Below are 18,694 nucleotides of genomic sequence, written 5' to 3'. Positions count from 1 at the left end.
CTCTCTCTCCTTTTCAAGTTGTTGTCTCTCTTTATACTAAATTCGATGAGAGGCGCTAAAAACCTTTTTTGTTTTATCCGTTGGAATTCATAAACTCGTCACATATCTCTTTAGGCGCTCATTACATTTACTTGCTATAATGAAATTATCTAATCAGGAGGTTTGTCTACTGTGGAAGAAAAACAAAGTAAATTTAGCAGAGGCTTATTATTATTCTTCATTGGCGCAACAGCCCTTTTCTTTATCATCTTAATCGTTCTGTTTCTCATGTCTACTTTTGGAAAAAGCGAAAAAGAAGCCGTTGCTCTGCTAGCAGGGAATCACTACGCTATCGTTAAGGAAGAGAATTCATATACTCTTTATGATCAAAAAGAAAACAAGCCTATTTTAGAAGATGTAAACGGCTATTTCGGCGCTCGCAATATCCGAAGTTATGTAAAAAATGACACAGAACTTGTTTCGATTGATGAAAAAGAAGAGGAATATACGAAGAAGCCGCTAGAAAAAGCCAGCCAAGCAGAAAAAGATATGTTTAAAAAAATGAAAAAATTAGATTAATCAAAAGCGCTTCAGTCGATTCTGAAGTGCTTTTTTAATAACGCATGCCTCTTTCTCGTCATTCGCTAAAAAATTCGTTACAATAAAATAAAGAACGGTTGTTAGAAAATGTGTTACAATAAAGGTAACGCTTTCATTCAAATGCATAGGAGTCGATTATTCATGTCAGAAAGTAAGCGGAAGTTAGAAGAAATTTCTTTTTATAGTGACGCACTGCAAGAAGATGTCACGTTACTAGTCTATTTGCCGTCAAACTATTCTACGCTTTATAAGTATTCCTTACTTATTGCCCAAGACGGAAAAGATTATGTTATGTACGGACGGACACCTCGTTTAATCGATGATTTAATGAACGAGTCAAAAATCGATCGTACTATTTTTGTCGGTATTCCATATAAAAGCGTGGAAGACAGACGTGATAAGTATCATCCAGAAGGAAAGCAAGTAGATGCTTATATTCGCTTTTTAGCACATGAACTTGTGCCATTTTTGGATAAAACATATCCTACATATCAAATGGGAAAATCGCGTGCCCTAATTGGTGATTCGCTTGCTGCTACAGTTTCCCTGCTGACGGCAATTGCGTATCCTCACACGTTCGGGAAAGTAATTATGCATTCTCCTTTCGTGAACGAGGCTGTATTACAAACGGTCAACTCATTTGCTTCTCCTTCACTTCTTGATTTGTATCATGTTATTGGAACTGAAGAAACGGATGTCAAAACAACACAAGATGGTATATTGAATTTCATTGAGCCTAACCGCCTGTTGCACGAACAAATGAAACAGCGTGGATATTCTGTTTTCTACGAAGAATTTAATGGAAATCATACGTGGAAATACTGGCAAAAAGACGTAAAGCGTTCGCTTCAATATATGTTGAAGTAGAAAGATGTCATATTTTTTGAAAATTTGTTATAATAAGCTCGCTTTATACATATTTTTATGATCTTACTTTGGAGGGATTTTTTATGAAATTTGGCGTTGTACTTTTTCCATCTAAAAAATTGCAAGATGTAGCGAATTCTTATCGAAAACGCTATGATTCTCACTATTCATTAATTCCGCCTCATCTTACATTAAAAGAAGTCTTTGAAGCTACAGAAGACCAAATTGATGAAATTGCGGCTAACTTGCGTAAAATTGCCGAAGAAACAAATCCATTTACATTAAATGTAACGAAAGTAAGCTCGTTTTCACCAGCCAATAACGTTATTTACTTAAAAGTGGAACAAAAGCCAGAACTGACGTCACTTTACAATAAACTTCATGAAGGCAATCTCGAACAGCCAACCGAGTATTCATTTATTCCGCATATCACAATTGGCCAACGACTTTCAGATGATGAGCACTTAGATGTGTATAGCCAGTTGAAACTTGTGGATGTCGCTCATGAAGAAACAGTGGATCGCTTTCATTTAATGTACCAGCTTGAAAATGAAACGTGGACTGTGTTTGAAACATTTCGTCTTGGAAAGGGATAAGATACGTGAACATCAAAGTACTAACGAACAAACAAGACCATTCTGATGCTTACTTCGTACGTCAAAAAGTATTTGTAGAAGAACAGCAGGTTGATGTGGAGCAAGAAATCGATGAATACGATTCCGAAGCCCTGCATTTAGTTGTGTACAAAGGAACTGAACCAATTGGTGCAGGACGCTTCCGTATGGTAGAGGACTATGGAAAAGCCGAACGAATCTGCGTTCTTTCTTCTTATCGAAAAGACGGTGTAGGAAAGCTTTTGATGGATAAGTTAGAAGAACTCGCAGCAGAGCATGAGATTGAAAAGATTAAGCTGCATGCTCAAACGCACGCGGAAGGTTTTTATAAAAAGCTAGGCTACGTAACGGTTTCAGGTGAATTTATGGATGCTGGGATTCCACATGTAGAGATGGTAAAAAAACTAAGCAAAAAACACTAGGGATTGAGCCTAGTGTTTTTACTTTTTTAAAGGATAAGAACCTTTGCTTTGCTTATACTAATACCTAATCATGTGAATTAGGTGAAAATATGGATGAACTTATCGGAATTGCACTAGAGCTTTTTTTCGGATTTGTCTGCTTGTTTATTTTAACTAAATTTTTGGGAAGAGCCACGATTACTCAGCTTACCACGTTTGATTTTATCTCTGCTCTTGTTTTAGGAGAGTTAGTAGGAAATGCATTATATGACTCAGAAGTAGGAGTAGGCAAAATTTTGTTTTCTGTTATATTTTGGGGAGCACTTATTTATGTGACTGAAGTTATTACTCAAAAAAATATTCGCCTGCGTTTGTTTTTAGAAGGACGCCCATCTATTATTATTCGAAAGGGAAAAATTTCGTACAAAGAACTTAGCAAAAATCGACTAGATATCGATCAGCTTCTTCATATGCTTCGTTCAAAAGACATATTTTCCATTCGTGAAGTTGAATATGCGATTTTAGAAACAGATGGTTCACTAAGCGTATTGCCAAAATCTGATTATGCTAAGCCAACCAGAAGCGATCTACAGCTGCCCCCTTCTGAACCTGCTTTACCTATTGCCTTCGTCAGTGATGGCCGTTTGCTTTTGAAAAACTTGATTCAATCAGGCTTTGATGAAGACTGGCTAAAAGCACAGTTAAAAAAACAGGGATTTACTGATTATAAACAAGTGCTTTATGCTGAATGGCAGCAGGGCAGTACACTTTTTATTGAATCTTACTAAGGCGTTTTTTACTTGTTCATTACTTTGTTAAAAAATCGTGAACGCAGCCATTCATTCTGCTGCGTTCACGATTTTTTTATTATACATGTGTATTAATCACTAGGCCCTTATTTGTTAGCTGGCTGTATATACGCTCTGCTGCTTGAAGCTTTCTCCGTTTTTGTAATGAACTTGGCGTCAATTCCAGTGAGTGAGAACGCGATTTAAACTCTTCGTCAAAGCTTTTTTTCTCAATAGGCCAAATACGATTTGAAAAAGAAGCATTATTTTTTTGAAGGCGCTTTGCATATTGAATAGATTGATAAGGGGTGATGGGCAGTATATATCCCATATGAAACCTCCTCTTTTTCAAGATACATTCTACTTCCAGACCTCAGTATTTTTCTCAAGAAGTATCGTCATTGAAACAGCTCACTTAAATCCTCTACTCTAGACTTGTTCAAAACAGATGGCACTTTCTATCTATACCGCCTTTTTTGAACATATGTGATGTCTTATTCAATATATACCCTTTTTTACATCCTATACCTCCAAAAATATCCGTGCTCTTTTTAAAAAAAGCTGATTTTGATATGATAGACTTTGATTATAAAACAAAAATTGTGCGTATATACACATCTATATCGATGTAGAACGAGAGCGGCTTCTTGCTTTAACTCCCTCTTATTTACTATTGATTGTTCATGTTTTAAAAAGGAGGACATGTTTTTTGCAACGTGCACTTTATCAAAATCAGATACTTAATCTCGCTATAACGGCTAGAGACCGATTTCAATATTTATATGAAGCTAGTCTCCGAGGAGAAATGACATGTGTTCACTGCGGAGAATCAGTCAAATTATACCTGGGGATCGAGCATTCCCCTTACTTTTATCATGCTCAAGCTCCCCATGAGAGAGAAGAGTGTTCAGACACACTATCAGAAACAACAGCTGTACAAAAAATAAAAGAAAATCCGGTTGAATACAGAGAAACCAATGGATTTCGTATTCCTAAAGGGCGAGCTATTGGTGAGAAAAGCTCGACTGTAAAAGAGAAAGCGACATGGAGGTCTTCCACACCTTTTTCAAGTGTTCCTGCTTTTCGCTCAAAACCACCTATTTCTAAACACTCTGACTCGCTTTATTTAAATGAATTTAAAGAGAGCGGTATCGAATTAGATTTGAACCAATGGAAAGCAGTTACACATTCAGAAGGACCACTCCTTATTCTAGCCGGTGCAGGAAGCGGAAAAACGCGTGTATTAACAGCTCGCACCGCATATATGATACAAGAAAAACAAATTGATCCAAAATCTATTATGCTGGTGACTTTCACGGCTAAATCAGCTAAAGAAATGAAAGAACGATTGGCTACATACCCAAAGATGTCCGGCTTACATCTTCGTCAAATGCTAGTTGGAACTTTTCACAGCATTTTCTTACGTATGATTGTTCATCATAACCCTCAAGCGTGGCAAATGGATCGCCTGCTGAAATGGGATTGGCAAAAAGAACAGATCGTGAAAGAAGCAGCAAGAGAGCTCCACGTGGATGAGAAAGATTTTCCGTTTGATCAGGCACTTCAGCAAATCGGCTATTGGAAAAACACTCTTGTTGGAGTGAAAGATGTTCGCCCAAAAGACAAATGGGAACAAGATGTTCACTTTTTATATCGTCGCTATGAAGAAGTCAAAAAGCAAAAACAGCTATTCGATTTTGATGACATGCTATATGGATGTTATGAAATGCTAAAACAAAATCCCGATTTGCTAACTCGTTATCAAAAAAGATTTCGCTATTTTTTAATTGACGAATTTCAAGATATCAATAAAGTTCAATATAAAATTATGAAAATGCTAAGTGAAGACTCTAAAAACTTGTGTGTCGTAGGAGATGATGATCAATCAATTTACGCTTTCCGGGGAAGCGACCCTTCGTTCATTTTAAATTTTGAAAAAGATTTTGCTAATACAACTGTTATTACGTTAAATCAAAATTATCGTTCAGCTCACGCCATCGTTTCTTCCGCTAATAAAGTCATTGCACGAAATACAGCGCGCCGACAAAAAGAAATGGCTGCCCAGTTTGACAATGATTTGCGACCTACATTCTTCTTTCCATACGACGAAGAAGAAGAAGCAACAATGATTGTAACGGATATGAAAGAAAAGATTAAGCAAGGCGCTTCTCCAACTGACTTCGCCGTCTTGTATCGAACTCACGCTTCTTCACGCGCCATCTTTGAACGTTTATCGCAGTCAAACCTGCCGTTTTCAATTGAACAAGATGCGGATTCGTTTTATAAAAGACGAATGGTTCGAAGTTTACTTTCATTTCTACGCTTGAGCGTGCATCCAAATGACGCAAGTCCGCTACAAGATTTAGTGAACGCGCTCTTTTTAAAAAAAACAGCGGTCAATGACTTAAAAGCAGCAAGTATTCTTCATGATGGTACATTTATTGATGCCCTTGAATATCTTCAAGATTTAAAACCCTTTCAGCAAAAAAAGCTAAAGAAAGTGATTTCTTTATTCAAATCGATAAAATCAATGTCTCCTTCTTTGGCACTTGAGACGATTTCTAAAGATATGGGATTCGATGATTTTGTTAAAAAACGCGGAAATGAAGGAAATATGATGGAAAAAGGTTCGGATGATGTACGTGATTTAAAAGTTGTAGCACGTAAATTCAAAACCGTACCTGAACTCTTAGAGCATGTGGATCATATGATTGCCATGAACACAGAGATGAAAGCTTTAAGCAAGCAATTTAATGAAAGTATTCAGCTAACTACAATTCACCGAGCAAAGGGTCTTGAATATAAGCATGTATACGTACTAAGCAGCGTAGACGGAGGATTGCCTCATGATTATGCACTCGAAGCTTATCGCAGCGGAGATGATGTGCCGCTTCAAGAAGAACGGCGCCTTTTATATGTAGCAATGACGCGTGCACAAAATTCACTTTACTTATCCGTTCCGCAAACTAGAAGAGGTAAAACTGCTTATCCTTCAAGGTTCCTGAAGTCGTTTATAAAAAAATCATAAAAGAAAAAGAACGATTTACCGTTAAGAGGTAAATCGTTCTTTTTCTTACTTCAAGCTAGCGGATATAACTAATTCCCTTTCCCTCCATTATTAACCAAACATTCCACTAAGAGGTAGATATTCATAAGTAGATGCGTTACACTACGTTATGTACTGTACTACTATATTTTAGGGGGCGCCGTTAGTGAACGCAAAGCTTATTCATGAAAATGAAAAGATTTTTTTATTCTATGTATGGTTATCAGCTTATTAACCTATTTCTTTTTAATTATTTCACTCATTGGTATTATCTACCTTGTAATCGGGTTTTTAATTACATTTATACTCCACGGTTTCTCTATTGCTCAAATTCGTAATAATGGAATTAGATTGACAGAGAAGCAGTTCCCGCACACTTATCATCAGGCAAAAAATTTATCTTCAGAGCTGGATTTAGAGCTGCCCGATATTTATATTGTTCAATCAGGCGGCTTGTTAAACGCATTTGCTACACGTTTCTTTGGACGTCACTTTGTCGTTTTATACTCTGATGTTGTTGAAATGATTGAAGATAATCAGAAAAAAGAACTTTCTTTTATTATTGCTCACGAATTGGTTCATATTAAACGTAAGCATACACTCTACCACTCACTTATTTTACCTGCTCTTTGGATTCCTTTTTTAAGAAAAGCGTATTCTAGGGCCTGTGAATATACGTGTGATCGCATAGCTTCCGTTGCGATTGGTGATGCAAAAGCTGCCACTCAAGCACTCACTATACTTGCGGTGGGTAATTGTCTAAATAAAAAAGTAAATCAGGATGAATTTGTTCGTACGCACTCACAAGAAAAAGGTTTTTTTATGTGGTTGAATCAAGCTACTTCAACTCATCCCCCTATCGCTCATCGTATTAAAGAAATTAATTACTTAGCACAGCATCCGGAGCTATTTGATCTCGATTCTAACGTATTTCAAACAAATGAAATTGCATAAATGGAAAAAAGCCCTGACGTGTCAGGGCTTTTTATGAAAATATCAAATTATTTTTTCTCATTTAGCATTTTAGCGATGGTCGCAAAATCAATGGATTGATTATTGTTTGCAATCGCCTTAACAATTTGTTCTTCTTTTTGTTTTGAAATTGGCTTATTCGCAATTTGCGCTACTCGTTTCACAATATTACGCACCGTTTGCTCATCTTTAAAATTAGCATTTTGTACAGAATTTGCAAGTTCAAAAATATCCTTCATATTAACGCCTGTTTTCTTTTCTATATTTTTAAACATATTATTATCCATTTTGCATGACCTCCTTTATTTATACTTCATCGTATGCACCATGTGCCTAGATGGTGCCCTTTATACATCTAATAAAAAAATAAAGTGCAAGTGAAACTTCACCCGCACTTTTCAGTGCCTTATTCATAGAAGGGATTAATTATAAAAACAAACACAACCAACAATAATTAATAGAATGAATAATACAACGATTAACGCAAAACCACCGCCGTAGCCACCACCGTAACCACAACCGCCGTAGCCAAATCCGCAGCTCATAATATTACACCCCCTCCGTTTTACTCTCTATACTCTATGTTCAGTCAAATGATTTTGTATGGGCTTTTCAACTGTATGCATTAAATTTCATTGTCCAAATGGATCTTCAGCATCTTGGTTATTAAGTCTTTTTACATTTTGTTGCAGCTCTCTCTCTTGCTGTTCCATCTGCTTTTCTGTTTTTTCTACTTCTTTCATTCTTCTTCGATGTTCTCCCATCATATGTTGTTCAAAAAAACGTTCAAATTCATCGAAAAAATCCGGCATATCTACACCTCTCTTCACTCCATGTAAAAAAGCATTGTCGGAGTGACAATGCTTCTATTGCTTATCGCTTTGATAACTTTGAACCACAGCCGCAACCACCTTGTTTTGGAGAAGGGTACTGGACTGGCTTAGGAATAGGCTGCCCTTTCTTCACCGATTGTTTTTTCATTGGTTGTGGATGATAAGGCAGCGGCTGAGGGTATTGATTAGGATTAGGATTATAATTGTAATGATAATACATCATGTTTCCCTCCTTTTCACAGCATCCTATCTATAACATTATATTCAGGACTAAAGAAAGACGTTCTCTCTTATTTGTCCATTTTGCGCTGCATGGACAAAAATAAATCCGTGCTGTTTTTTGGCTTCCTTGCTCTCGAGCTTTCTCCTCCTTTTTGCGCTGTCACTTCACGCAGCTGATTTTGCAGCTCTCGAATGGTTCCTTGCGCTTCATGATTGTACTGTACAATGGACTTTTCGGTTTTTGATTTTTGTTCATTGACGCATGCTTTAAGCCAATCTATTTTTTCCTCTAGTTTTCTTTTTTCTTCTTCATGCTTTTGCTTTAATTCCACTAATTCTTCCTTAATATCTTCATACTCAAATTCTTGATGCTTGAATTTTTGATATTCTTCTTTATAAAAAGCCAGTTCTGACTTCAATGAAGCAATATATTGTTTTGTTTTTTCCTCACTCATGCCCTTCACTCCTTCATTATAAATAACCCACAACTTCTAAAAAATCAGTTAAAGATGAATAACACTTTTTATTAACATGAATATGCTGTAATTGAGTTTATTATTTCCTTCATTTTTTATGCTCGTTCCCACTAGAATTTATTCCGATAAATTCCGCTTTTACTAAGGAACATAAAAGCAGATCATTCATACACTATAGTAGTCCGATACCTAGTAACGAAAAGCGTAAAGGAAGGACAATTACAATTAGGAGGTTTAAAAATGGGAGAACTTTTTGAATCATTATGTATCCGCGTACCTAAAGTGTACGACTGGGTTAGACGTCAAGTTGTTTTACCACAAATCTTTACTAACGACACTTCATTATTTGATGAAGAAGCACTTAAAGATTTAGGGCATGACGCAGACGTTGAAATTATTTTAACAGATAGTGACGGTAAACCTGTGGATCCTTCAGATGAAGATGCACTGGATAAAGTAATTGAACTTGTACCACACGGTGGTCGCCGCTCTAGAAAAATCGTTTTACCGGATGGAGAAGTGGTTATTCTTCATGAAGTTAGATTATCGATCAGTGGCTTCTATAAAATTAAGATAATTGATTTAGGTGGTCATCACAAGCATCATAGCATTACCTCTTGTAATATTCCATGGAAGACACATCAAACGTTTTACCTTTGTGCTCCAGAAGGTACAGAGCCAGTTGTTCACCTTGATTCTTTTGAAGGATCCGGTGGTTCTATCAGATTATCACATTGTGATTTACAGCTGTTAAGCTTTGAGCTCGTATTATGTTTCAGCGTACAAATTGAAAAAGATGTAAAAATTGAAGTGGAAGGCAGCTTCTGCTATCCTCGTCCTGATATTATAGATTCAGCCAGTGGTTGCGCACCTATTGAATATCCACCTCAATGTGAAGCTCTCTTCCCTGGAAGACGCCATCACGATGATGAGGAAAGTAGTAGCTACGAAAGTTCTTTTGAAACAGATTTTGATTAATTAGATACCCTCAGAGGAGAATATTTCTCCTCTTTTTTCATCGTTTACAAGCTTTGTGCATACATATAAATAAAACTGCTGTGGGCAGCTCAGGTTTACAAAATTAATTCATAGCTCAGCAGGAAAGGAGACTACTAGATGAGTCGTAACTCCCCTTCCCCTAAAGATGATTTAACTCAATTAAAACAAAAGCTCATTCACTATAAATCGGAAATTCGGCACGTACAGAACCAATTAAAAAGCTATGAACGAGCTTTAGAACGAGAAAAAGAAAATACATCGTTTTGGAAGAAGAAACACGCTGAGACGCTTTCTACATCTGAAAAAGAAGTAGAAATTGAAGGATTAGAAAAAGAGCTGGATTTACTGAGAAACGAGCTTTCTGAACAAAAAATTATTGCAGAAGCATTCCGAGAAAAAGCCTCGAGAAAACAGCCCGTTATTGAAGAAAAGATTGTGGAAAAAGTAATCGAAAAAATTGTGGAAAAACCCGTGGAAAGGTTTGAAAAGAGTGATATCCTCTGTTTCTTTCAACATTCTATACTGCTGCCAGAACAAGATGAAAGCGAGCTGATGATGTTCGGCAACGTAATTATTCAAAATCAAACGAGCAGTACTTTACGCTCTCCCGTACTTTGCTTAAAAATAAAACCCACTGCTTCTGCTATATTAAGCGGGAAGATTATTGATGAAAAAGGCATTGAAGTTTCTAGTATTCCCTCTTCTTCTTTAGAATGGCGCTACGCTCATCCAAAATGGAACGAAAAAATTCAAAATGACGGTGAATATTGGATCAAACCTATTAAGCAAACAGTATTAAAGCCAAAAGACAAATTACTATTTGACTCTTTTCAAGTAGTCATTCCTCTGTCCTCTGATACGACTTCATTTATGCTAGAAGGCTTTTTTTATAGTGAAGAGTGGCAAGAAGGTATCCCTTTTTTAAATAAAGTTGTGCTAAATTTCCCTTAATTATTAAAAGACATATTGATGTTCAATATGTCTTTTAACTCGTCCATTTATTTCATAAAAGATTCTATAATTCCTGCACATCCTGCAATAGCTAAGATTGTAATGATAGGAATAGCAATGTGCGGGATTGCTACATAACTAAAATAAATTCCTACCGCACACCATATGCCCGTACACCAATAACAGCTGAGCAGCTCTCCAATCCATCGTTGCAGTCCCTTCCCTTTTATCTCCAAGTAAGTTACCGTATTTCCTTGTTCATCTTGATCTTCTACAATTTTATGAAACGGTTTACGAATAAAAGCCGTAATTTTATCAAAAACAATTAGACGAGTAAGTCGAAACGTCGCAAAGACAAATAATGTTAGATAAATCCATGTCATCTTCATTCCTCCGTGCATTCACAAACTTATGAAAATAAAAGCTAACGTGCTTTTTCACTGTTAGCTTTTAGAGTTACTTAAATTTTAACGATAGATATGGTCTGAATATCATGAAACGTCAATACTGTTTTCTCTTTATTAGGAGGAACGCTTACGTATAAACTTCCTTCTTTTAATTCTAAAATTGTTCCTATATATTGTTGGTTTCGACACGTAATTTCACAAATTGGTTGAGACATATGAGCTGGGAAGCTGCATAGAAATTCAACTTTTTCTTTAATCGTCATAGACTGAAACATTTTATTTGGCTTTTTAGTCTCTGATTGCGGTATATCCACGGGAACAATTGAACGCTCTTCCTCTTTTTCTAGCTTAATCTCTTCCACTTTTTCTACGTCAGGCTCTTTGACTTCTTGAATGGAAGAAAAGCTGGGCTCTTCTTTTAACACATGCTCTTTCTTTATTCCTTTATTGTCTTGCTGTTTTGAACTGAAATAATATTGCATAGAACGCTGATTTTGCGTAGCGTTTGGCTGGACAATGTACATTAGCGGCTCGTTTTCTTCTGACTTAGATTTTGAGTTAGTCATGAAGCATACCTCCAATTGCTTGTTATCGTTCTTTTAAAAATGTATGCTTGCACACGGAAAAACTTGTTTATTTTTTTGCGGTAGCCTTTTTGGAAACAAAATCAGCGCTATACTTTTGTTTTCAGCATTGAAAAAATCATAAAAAAAAGCGCTGCATATGCAGCGCTTTTCCCTCATTTAATAAGGTAGAAAACTAAACCCACCTAAATACCTTTATCTAATTTTATACTCAAGAAGCATACGCAATTCATTCACATACGAACGAGACCCTGTTACAATCAAACGATCATCAAATTCAAGCTCCGTATCGCCATGAGGTACAATGGAATCTTTGCCTCTAAAGATTCGAACAAAAATCACATCTCCTGTAAATGGGAACTTACGAAGCTCTACCCCCTCATATTTAGGGTTACGCATATTGATTTGATAAAGTGCTGTTTCTTGATTCGTTAAGATATTTAAAATATTTGGCGATTCGATTAAAGCTTTTAGCAATGCAGTCGTAGATAACAGTACAGAAAAAACTTCAATGTTATTTTCTTTCATCTTTTCATCTAATACAGGACTTTCTACGCGGGCAATAACCCGTTCTGTACCATATTCTTTTGCAAATAGAGCAATGTCGCTATTTCTCTCTTCTTCTCCTGTTGTCACAACTAATACATCCGCATCTAAAATTTCCATACGTTTTAAAGTTTCCTGACTATATCCATCGATGTCGACGATATTAAAAATAGAATCGGACGTACGGTTTTCAATCTTGTCCTGAGTAGGATGATAAATCGTCACATCATATAAATCAAGATCCATTTCTCGAATAACCGGGAGTGTAAATTGATTTGCACCGAGCATATTAACCTTCAACTTTTTGTCATTGATTTCTGGCTTTGGAAATAGCTTTCTAAAGATAATTGGTGTAATAATACATGTAATAATCGCCACCAAAATCAGCGCACCGGACATTTGTGAATCAATAACACCGATATTTTCACCAACCGTTGCTGCTGCAATAACAAGTGATAAAGTCGATGTTAAAAGAAAACCCGATGCCAAAACAGTTTTCATATCATACCATTTTCTTAAAATTAACGCTGGGACCAGCTTGGATATTAACAATGCAATAAATAATAAAGGCATTAAAATCAGCACTTTTTTATCACTGAACAATGACCAAACGTCAAGCTTAACTCCTACCATCACAAAAAAGATAGGAATTAAAAATCCGTAGCCAAACGAATCTAATTTATGAACTAAGTTTTTGTTAGGCGCAAGAAGAGAAACGAGTGATCCCGCTAAAAAAGCGCCTAAAATGTTCTCAACACCAATTGATTCCGAAAGGCCCACCAGAATGATAATGAGTGCAAATACGGCGCGCGTGTCGATTTGAATTGTGCCTTTAGACATTGTTTCAAGAAACGATCGGTTTTTAAACTGCTTCCCTATGAAGTATAAAATCACTCCTACTCCAAATAAAATTAAAATCAACCATGTATTACTATTTCCTGATTTATCATAGACGGAAGCAAATACGGCTAGTAAAATCATCGTGACTAAGTCCGCAATAACCGCAATCAGTAAAATGGTTTGTCCAATCGGCTTTTTCATAATCTGTGCATCTTTTAACGTCGGCACTACTACTCCTAGTGAAATGGTAGAAATAATAAGCGTCATCAAAAAGGCATTATCAATAAAACCTGTCCATACAAAAACATAGGACAAAAATAGTGAAACCGCAAAGATAGCTGCAAACACTAGTATAGAAATGGAAAAAGCATTTGGCACTTTCGCCCCTGATGCCTTTTTGTCTTTTGAATTTCCTCCCGCAAAAGCAGAAAAATCAATTTCTAAACCACTTAAAAACATCAAAAAGATAAAGCCTAGAGTGGAAAGTGTTTCAAGCCACATATCCTGCTCAACAAGGTCAAAACCACTTTTTCCTATAATTAATCCCATAATAATTTCAGCCACGACTACAGGTATAATGTTGAGTTTAAACCGATGCAACAGTATAGGCGTTAAAAAGGCCAAACTAATGACGATAACAAGTGATGTAAAGGACGCGTGCTGTTCCATTAGATTCCCCTCCTTTTACCTTCGCTATTTGTAAAACGAAGACGTTAGTATTCAAAATTAAAGGTTAATCATAAAAGCTTGAAGGCTCTCTGTCAACTATATGAACTGATAATGAAAATCCGACATGATTACTCATGCCGAATTCTAAAGTTCCTGTTATTATTTTAAATAACTCATAAATGTTGTCGCTAGACCGAAGTAAATTAAAATACTGATAAGATCATTGATCGTTGTAATAAATGGTCCTGATGCGACTGCAGGGTCAATTTTGAACCTGTGCATAAGAAGCGGGATAAACGCTCCTGCTAGTGTAGCCACAATCAATGTTGAAAATACAGAGACGCCTACCAAAGCGCCTAAAATAAGATCTCCTTGCCAAATATAAACAATTAATACGACTAAAAGTCCACATGATGCGCCCGTAATCATTCCGGTAGCTGCTTCTCGGATTAACAGCTTAAATTTGCTTTCTTCTTCAATTTCTCCCGTCGCCAGTCCACGAACCGCAACGGCTAGTGCCTGTGTCCCTGTATTACCAGCCATACCGCCAATCAAAGGTATAAATACAGCTAAAATTGCTACTTGATTCAACGTATCTTCAAAACGTCCAATTAAACTCGCTGTCATCATTCCTAAAAACAGCAAAATGATAAGCCAAGGCAGCCTCTTTTTTGCCGCTACTAAAGGATTGTGATCAATCGTATCATCTACATCACTAATACCGGCTAATTTAGAATAGTCATCCGATGCCTCTTCATCAAGAACATCCATCACATCATCAACCGTAATAATCCCGAGAAGATGCTGCTGAAAATCAACAACTGGAAGCGCAAGAAAGTTGTAATCGCGCATAATACGCGCAACTTCTTCTTGGTCTTCTGCTACTGACACGGATACGACTCGTTCATTCATAACTTCGCTTATCATCGTATCGTCATCTGCTATAATTAAATCACGAAGAGAGATAACACCTGCTAGATGCTTTTGTTCATCAATAACAAATACATAATAAATCGTTTCTGCTTCTGGAGCTTCCCTGCGTAAAATGTGCATAGCTGAATGTACGGTTTGATTTTCACGAATGGCCACAAACTCAGTCGTCATAATACTTCCAGCGGTATATTCCTCGTAATGAAGCAACTCTTTAATTTCATCGGCTGCTTCTTCATCCATAATCGTTAAATAACTCGCCACTTGTTCTTTATCCAATTCATTTAATACGTCAACGGCATCATCCGCAGACATTTCTGACAGCATGTCTGCTGCAAAATTCGGATGCATCTCTGAGAGAATTTCTTGATAATCTTCTTCTCGTATCTCTACATTTTCAAAGATATCTGCCATTTCTTCCGGAGATAACATCTCATACAGCGCAAATCTAGAAGGCTCATCTAATTCTTCAAAAAATTGAGCTTGGTCATACGTATGCATATGTAAAAATTCTTCACGAAATGCATCGATTTCATTTTTTTCTAAAAGTGATAATAAATGTTCGGCGAACCATGCCTTTTCTTCTTTTTCAATTGAATCTGTCATGTCTTCAACCTCCCTGTCGCACAAAACTCATTTAACTTTATGATGAATTTTGTTTTTTTTCAACTCACAGCTCTTTACTCTTTTCCCAATAATATATAAGTTCTACACATAGTTTGCTCCATATAAGGGTAATTTTATATCGTCAAAGGAAAAACCTTTTAAGGATGTGGATAAAAGATGCAAGTAGATATAATAGGCGATATCCATGGGTGCTATGATGAATTAAAAGTGTTAACAGAAAAACTTGGGTATGAGTGGCAAGACGGGATTCCTGTCCACTCTGACGGACGGCGCCTTGGATTTGTAGGTGATTTAACAGACCGAGGACCTCATTCACTAAAAGTGATTGAACTCGTATGGTCGCTTGTAATAAAGCATCAGCAAGCTTACTACTGTCCAGGCAATCACTGCAATAAGCTATATCGCTTCTTTTGCGGTAACAAAGTGCAAATTACTCATGGGTTAGAAACGACCGTTGCTGAGTACGAAGCTTTGCCTTCAAGAGAACAGAAATTCATTAAAAAAAAGTTCATTGAGCTTTATGAACAATCACCTCTATATGTGCAGCTTGATCAAAACCAATTAATTATTGCTCACGCCGGTCTTAAAGCTGAATACATTGGCAGAACGGATAAAAAAGTAAAAACATTTGTGTTGTACGGAGACATTACGGGTGAAAAACATCCAAATGGCATGCCTGTCCGGCGGGATTGGGCCAAACATTATAACGGAAAACCTTTTATCGTGTATGGGCATACACCCGTAGTAAAAGCCAGAAAAATTCATAATACCATTAATATTGATACAGGCGCAGTTTTTGGAGGAGCTTTAACGGCGTTTCAGTATCCTGAAGGGAATATTATATCGGTGCCTTCATCTATGCCTTATGTAGAGGAAAAATTTAATCACTTCGTGTAAAAAGAAAGTCGCTTTTCATTAAAAAAAAGCGACTTTTATCTTACGATTTGAAGTTTCTGCATATCTGACGGCAAAGGTGCTGTAAAAGACAATGTTTTTTTAAAAAAAGGATGAAAAAAAGTGAGCTCATAGCTGTGGAGAGCTTGACGAGAAATAAGATGATTCGTTCCGCCATATAGAGTATCTCCAAGCAGTGGATATCCTTTATAAGCCATATGAACACGAATTTGGTGAGTTCTCCCCGTCTCAAGCGAAAGAGAAACTTCTGTAAAAGAAGAATATTGACGAAGCGCCGTATAGTGTGTAATAGCAAACTGCCCATCTTCTCTTACTTCCCGTTCGATGATACTTGACTCTTTTCGGCCAATCGGTGCCTCTATCGTTTCCTTGCCAACAAGCTTACCATGAACAAAAGCTCGGTATACGCGTTTAATTTCATGTTCTTTTTGTGCTTTAGAGAATAAGTAATGAACGTGCCTATGCTTGGCGACAATAAGCAGCCCAGATGTGTCTCGGTCCAACCTATTCACAAGATGAACAGTCGAGTCAATGTTATTTTTCTCATAATAATAGAGCACAGCATTACTTAGTGACCACGTTAGATGTTCTCGAGAAGGTATACTTGGCATGTTTGGCTGCTTATTCAAAACTAATATATACTCATCTTCGTATACAATATCCAAAGGTATAGCTTTAGGAAGAAGACTTTCACTTGCTTTTTCTGGTGGAAACGCCACCTTGATTTCGTCACCTTTTTGCAGAATATACCGAACCGTTGCATGCTTTCCATTTACTTCAATTGCTCCTCCTCTGAACTTAATGTCCGTCAGAGAAGCTTTGGAAATATCATGTTCTTTTAAAAATTCGCGAACCGCTACACCCTCGAAAGAATTATCCACGGTCCAACTCAACGTAAAAACTTGTTTCATTCTCTTCCCTGCCTTTAATCATCACATACAAAAGAGTCTCTGACACGCTGCCAGAAAGGAAACGCGCGAAAGCGAGCAAATCGAATTTTTTCGCTTGCTACCCGAAATTGAATCGACTTTACATCTTTATGTAAAAGAGTTAAATGATCAATGGTAATTTGAAAGTCTGCGTCGTTTACAGGCTTTAACAGCGCTGTATGATGTCCAGGAAGAACCAAGGGAGAACCTATCGTACGGAACACTCGATTGTTAATAGAAGCCATTTCAGCAATTTGAATAGCTTGAAGCGAAGGATGTAAAATCGCGCCTCCAAGGGATTTGTTATAAGCTGTACTTCCCGAGGGAGTGGATACACAGAGGCCGTCTCCTCGGAATGTTTCAAATCGCTGTCCTTTAATTTCCACATCCATTACTAAAGAACCTTCTACACTTTTTACCGTGCATTCATTCAGAGCTAAGTATCGAGCTTCGCGCCCACCGTTTGTATAGCGAATAATCACTTCGAGCAGTGGATACTCTACAGTCTGATAGGGTGTCTTTGCAATAGCAATCACCAGCTTCTCAATCTCATCAGGTGTCCAATCTGCGTAAAAGCCTAGATGGCCGGTATGAACCCCAATAAAAGCCGTCTTGTCAAGTCGGTTTCGATAGCGGTGAAACGCGTAGAGAAGCGTTCCATCTCCTCCTACTGACACTACAATATCAGGCTGGTTTTCATCATATTCTAAATGAAAATCTAATAAATACGTTTTCATTTTTTGCATAAGCGTATTTGATATTTGGTTGCCTTTTGATGTAATAGCAAATTTTATTGTCTCCACCTAATTCTCTCCCCCTATCCATCCAATGTACAAAGCTGTTGCTGAGTCATACCTAAGATTCTTCCGCCGATTCTTTTTTTCGTGAGAAAATAGCCTGGGCTTCTTGAATCTCACCTCGAATTTGAGACATTTCTTCATCGAGCTGAGTAGCCGCTTCAGAAGCACGCTGAAGTCGCTTTTTGATATTCTCAGGAAATTTCCCGCTGTACTTATAATTTAAAGAATGCTCAATTGTAGCCCAAAAATTCATAGCCAGTGTACGAATTTGAATTTCCACTAAAATTTTCTTTTCACCTTTAATTGTCTGAACAGGATAACATACGACCACATGATATGAACGATAGCCGCTTTCTTTTTTATGAAGAATATAATCTCTTTCTTCAATCATTTCAAAGTCTGTGCGCTGACGAAGGAGCTCTACGACCGCTTTAATATCGTCCGTAAATTGACACATCATACGAAGTCCCGCAATGTCCTGCATCTCTTCCTCTAAGCGATCGAGAGAAATTCCTTTTCGAGTCGCTTTATCCAAAATACTGGCGATAGGCTTTACTCGTCCCGTCACGAATTCAATAGGTGAATGCGTAGACTTCATATCATACTGTGAACGAATTCCTTTTAATTTCACCTTAAGTTCTTCAACGGCTTGTTTATACGGTGCTAAAAATAAATCCCAATGCCTGATCATTAATAACA

Annotated in this window: 23 protein-coding genes; 10 read left to right on the top strand and 13 right to left on the bottom strand. The window is 37.1% G+C overall.

Annotation, left to right across the window (positions count from 1 at the left end; genetic code table 11):
• Positions 1–171 precede the first annotated feature (171 nt).
• The 5 genes from M3225_RS24255 to M3225_RS24235 all read left to right on the top strand — a co-directional run bounded on the left by M3225_RS24255 (position 172) and on the right by M3225_RS24235 (position 3,249).
• The gene (locus tag M3225_RS24255; RefSeq protein ID WP_251398733.1) at positions 172–558 is read left to right on the top strand and encodes a hypothetical protein; all 387 of its coding nucleotides are present in this window, start codon (positions 172–174) and stop codon (positions 556–558) included.
• A 162-nt stretch (positions 559–720) separates the two neighbouring features.
• Complete coding sequence (locus M3225_RS24250) at positions 721–1,446, top strand: alpha/beta hydrolase (RefSeq protein WP_251398730.1); 726 nt, start codon at positions 721–723, stop codon at positions 1,444–1,446.
• Between the two features lie 83 nt (positions 1,447–1,529).
• Positions 1,530–2,042, top strand: a complete 513-nt coding sequence (locus M3225_RS24245) for a YjcG family protein (RefSeq protein WP_013055455.1) — start codon at positions 1,530–1,532, stop codon at positions 2,040–2,042.
• Between the two features lie 5 nt (positions 2,043–2,047).
• Positions 2,048–2,482: a GNAT family N-acetyltransferase gene (locus tag M3225_RS24240; protein WP_251398713.1), complete on the top strand. Its 435-nt coding sequence runs from the start codon at positions 2,048–2,050 to the stop codon at positions 2,480–2,482.
• Between the two features lie 89 nt (positions 2,483–2,571).
• Complete coding sequence (locus M3225_RS24235) at positions 2,572–3,249, top strand: DUF421 domain-containing protein (RefSeq protein ID WP_251398710.1); 678 nt, start codon at positions 2,572–2,574, stop codon at positions 3,247–3,249.
• A gap of 79 nt (positions 3,250–3,328) precedes the next feature.
• Here M3225_RS24235 and M3225_RS24230 read toward each other — a convergent pair whose 3' ends face one another.
• Positions 3,329–3,580: a hypothetical protein gene (locus tag M3225_RS24230; RefSeq protein WP_251398706.1), complete on the bottom strand. Its 252-nt coding sequence runs from the start codon at positions 3,578–3,580 to the stop codon at positions 3,329–3,331.
• Positions 3,581–3,958: 378 nt separating this feature from the next.
• Between M3225_RS24230 and M3225_RS24225 the strand changes: the two genes are divergently transcribed.
• Positions 3,959–6,277 (top strand): ATP-dependent helicase, encoded by a 2,319-nt coding sequence (locus M3225_RS24225; RefSeq protein ID WP_251398702.1) that lies wholly within the window; start codon positions 3,959–3,961, stop codon positions 6,275–6,277.
• A gap of 234 nt (positions 6,278–6,511) precedes the next feature.
• Complete coding sequence (locus M3225_RS24220; protein WP_251398699.1) at positions 6,512–7,249, top strand: M48 family metallopeptidase; 738 nt, start codon at positions 6,512–6,514, stop codon at positions 7,247–7,249.
• A gap of 47 nt (positions 7,250–7,296) precedes the next feature.
• On the opposite strand, the gene M3225_RS24215 is transcribed toward M3225_RS24220, so the two are convergent.
• From M3225_RS24215 to M3225_RS24195, 5 genes are all read right to left on the bottom strand, one after another.
• Positions 7,297–7,554: a stage VI sporulation protein F gene (locus M3225_RS24215; protein ID WP_013055449.1), complete on the bottom strand. Its 258-nt coding sequence runs from the start codon at positions 7,552–7,554 to the stop codon at positions 7,297–7,299.
• A gap of 135 nt (positions 7,555–7,689) precedes the next feature.
• Entirely contained in the window at positions 7,690–7,812 is a 123-nt protein-coding gene (locus tag M3225_RS24210) for a YjcZ family sporulation protein (RefSeq protein ID WP_251398696.1), read from the bottom strand.
• An 87-nt stretch (positions 7,813–7,899) separates the two neighbouring features.
• Entirely contained in the window at positions 7,900–8,079 is a 180-nt protein-coding gene (locus M3225_RS24205) for a hypothetical protein (protein WP_251398680.1), read from the bottom strand.
• 61 nt (positions 8,080–8,140) lie between these two features.
• Positions 8,141–8,323 (bottom strand): hypothetical protein, encoded by a 183-nt coding sequence (locus tag M3225_RS24200; RefSeq protein ID WP_251398677.1) that lies wholly within the window; start codon positions 8,321–8,323, stop codon positions 8,141–8,143.
• Positions 8,324–8,390: 67 nt separating this feature from the next.
• Entirely contained in the window at positions 8,391–8,777 is a 387-nt protein-coding gene (locus tag M3225_RS24195; RefSeq protein WP_251398674.1) for a hypothetical protein, read from the bottom strand.
• A 261-nt stretch (positions 8,778–9,038) separates the two neighbouring features.
• Here M3225_RS24195 and M3225_RS24190 point away from each other — a divergent pair, with 261 nt between their 5' ends.
• Both M3225_RS24190 and M3225_RS24185 read left to right on the top strand, forming a co-directional pair.
• Positions 9,039–9,776, top strand: coding sequence for a hypothetical protein (locus M3225_RS24190; protein WP_209150982.1), 738 nt, complete (start codon positions 9,039–9,041; stop codon positions 9,774–9,776).
• A 138-nt stretch (positions 9,777–9,914) separates the two neighbouring features.
• Positions 9,915–10,748, top strand: coding sequence for a hypothetical protein (locus M3225_RS24185; RefSeq protein ID WP_251398671.1), 834 nt, complete (start codon positions 9,915–9,917; stop codon positions 10,746–10,748).
• Positions 10,749–10,795: 47 nt separating this feature from the next.
• On the opposite strand, the gene M3225_RS24180 is transcribed toward M3225_RS24185, so the two are convergent.
• The 4 genes from M3225_RS24180 to mgtE form a co-directional block, all read right to left on the bottom strand.
• On the bottom strand, positions 10,796–11,131 hold the full coding sequence (locus M3225_RS24180) for a DUF1360 domain-containing protein (protein WP_251398668.1): 336 nt from the start codon (positions 11,129–11,131) through the stop codon (positions 10,796–10,798).
• A gap of 77 nt (positions 11,132–11,208) precedes the next feature.
• Positions 11,209–11,721, bottom strand: coding sequence for a CotO family spore coat protein (locus M3225_RS24175; protein ID WP_251398665.1), 513 nt, complete (start codon positions 11,719–11,721; stop codon positions 11,209–11,211).
• 213 nt (positions 11,722–11,934) lie between these two features.
• The gene (locus M3225_RS24170) at positions 11,935–13,794 is read right to left on the bottom strand and encodes a monovalent cation:proton antiporter family protein (RefSeq protein WP_251398662.1); all 1,860 of its coding nucleotides are present in this window, start codon (positions 13,792–13,794) and stop codon (positions 11,935–11,937) included.
• Between the two features lie 159 nt (positions 13,795–13,953).
• Positions 13,954–15,330, bottom strand: coding sequence for a magnesium transporter (mgtE, locus tag M3225_RS24165; RefSeq protein ID WP_251398659.1), 1,377 nt, complete (start codon positions 15,328–15,330; stop codon positions 13,954–13,956).
• Positions 15,331–15,507: 177 nt separating this feature from the next.
• Here mgtE and prpE point away from each other — a divergent pair, with 177 nt between their 5' ends.
• Positions 15,508–16,248: a bis(5'-nucleosyl)-tetraphosphatase PrpE gene (gene prpE, locus M3225_RS24160; protein WP_251398657.1), complete on the top strand. Its 741-nt coding sequence runs from the start codon at positions 15,508–15,510 to the stop codon at positions 16,246–16,248.
• A gap of 35 nt (positions 16,249–16,283) precedes the next feature.
• Here the strand turns inward: prpE and M3225_RS24155 are convergent, their stop codons facing one another.
• From M3225_RS24155 to M3225_RS24145, 3 genes are all read right to left on the bottom strand, one after another.
• The gene (locus M3225_RS24155) at positions 16,284–17,177 is read right to left on the bottom strand and encodes an RluA family pseudouridine synthase (protein WP_251398655.1); all 894 of its coding nucleotides are present in this window, start codon (positions 17,175–17,177) and stop codon (positions 16,284–16,286) included.
• A gap of 14 nt (positions 17,178–17,191) precedes the next feature.
• Positions 17,192–17,989 carry an NAD kinase gene (locus M3225_RS24150; RefSeq protein ID WP_025749877.1) on the bottom strand — a complete coding sequence of 266 codons (798 nt, stop codon included), beginning with the start codon at positions 17,987–17,989 and terminating at the stop codon, positions 17,192–17,194.
• Between the two features lie 61 nt (positions 17,990–18,050).
• Positions 18,051–18,686: a GTP pyrophosphokinase gene (locus tag M3225_RS24145; protein WP_251398653.1), complete on the bottom strand. Its 636-nt coding sequence runs from the start codon at positions 18,684–18,686 to the stop codon at positions 18,051–18,053.
• Positions 18,687–18,694 lie beyond the last annotated feature (8 nt).

The sequence above is a fragment of the Priestia aryabhattai genome (assembly GCF_023715685.1).
GTDB lineage: Bacteria > Bacillota > Bacilli > Bacillales > Bacillaceae_H > Priestia > Priestia aryabhattai_B.
The sequence above is the reverse complement of the archived record's forward strand: the minus strand, read 5'-3'. Positions and strand labels throughout refer to the sequence as shown.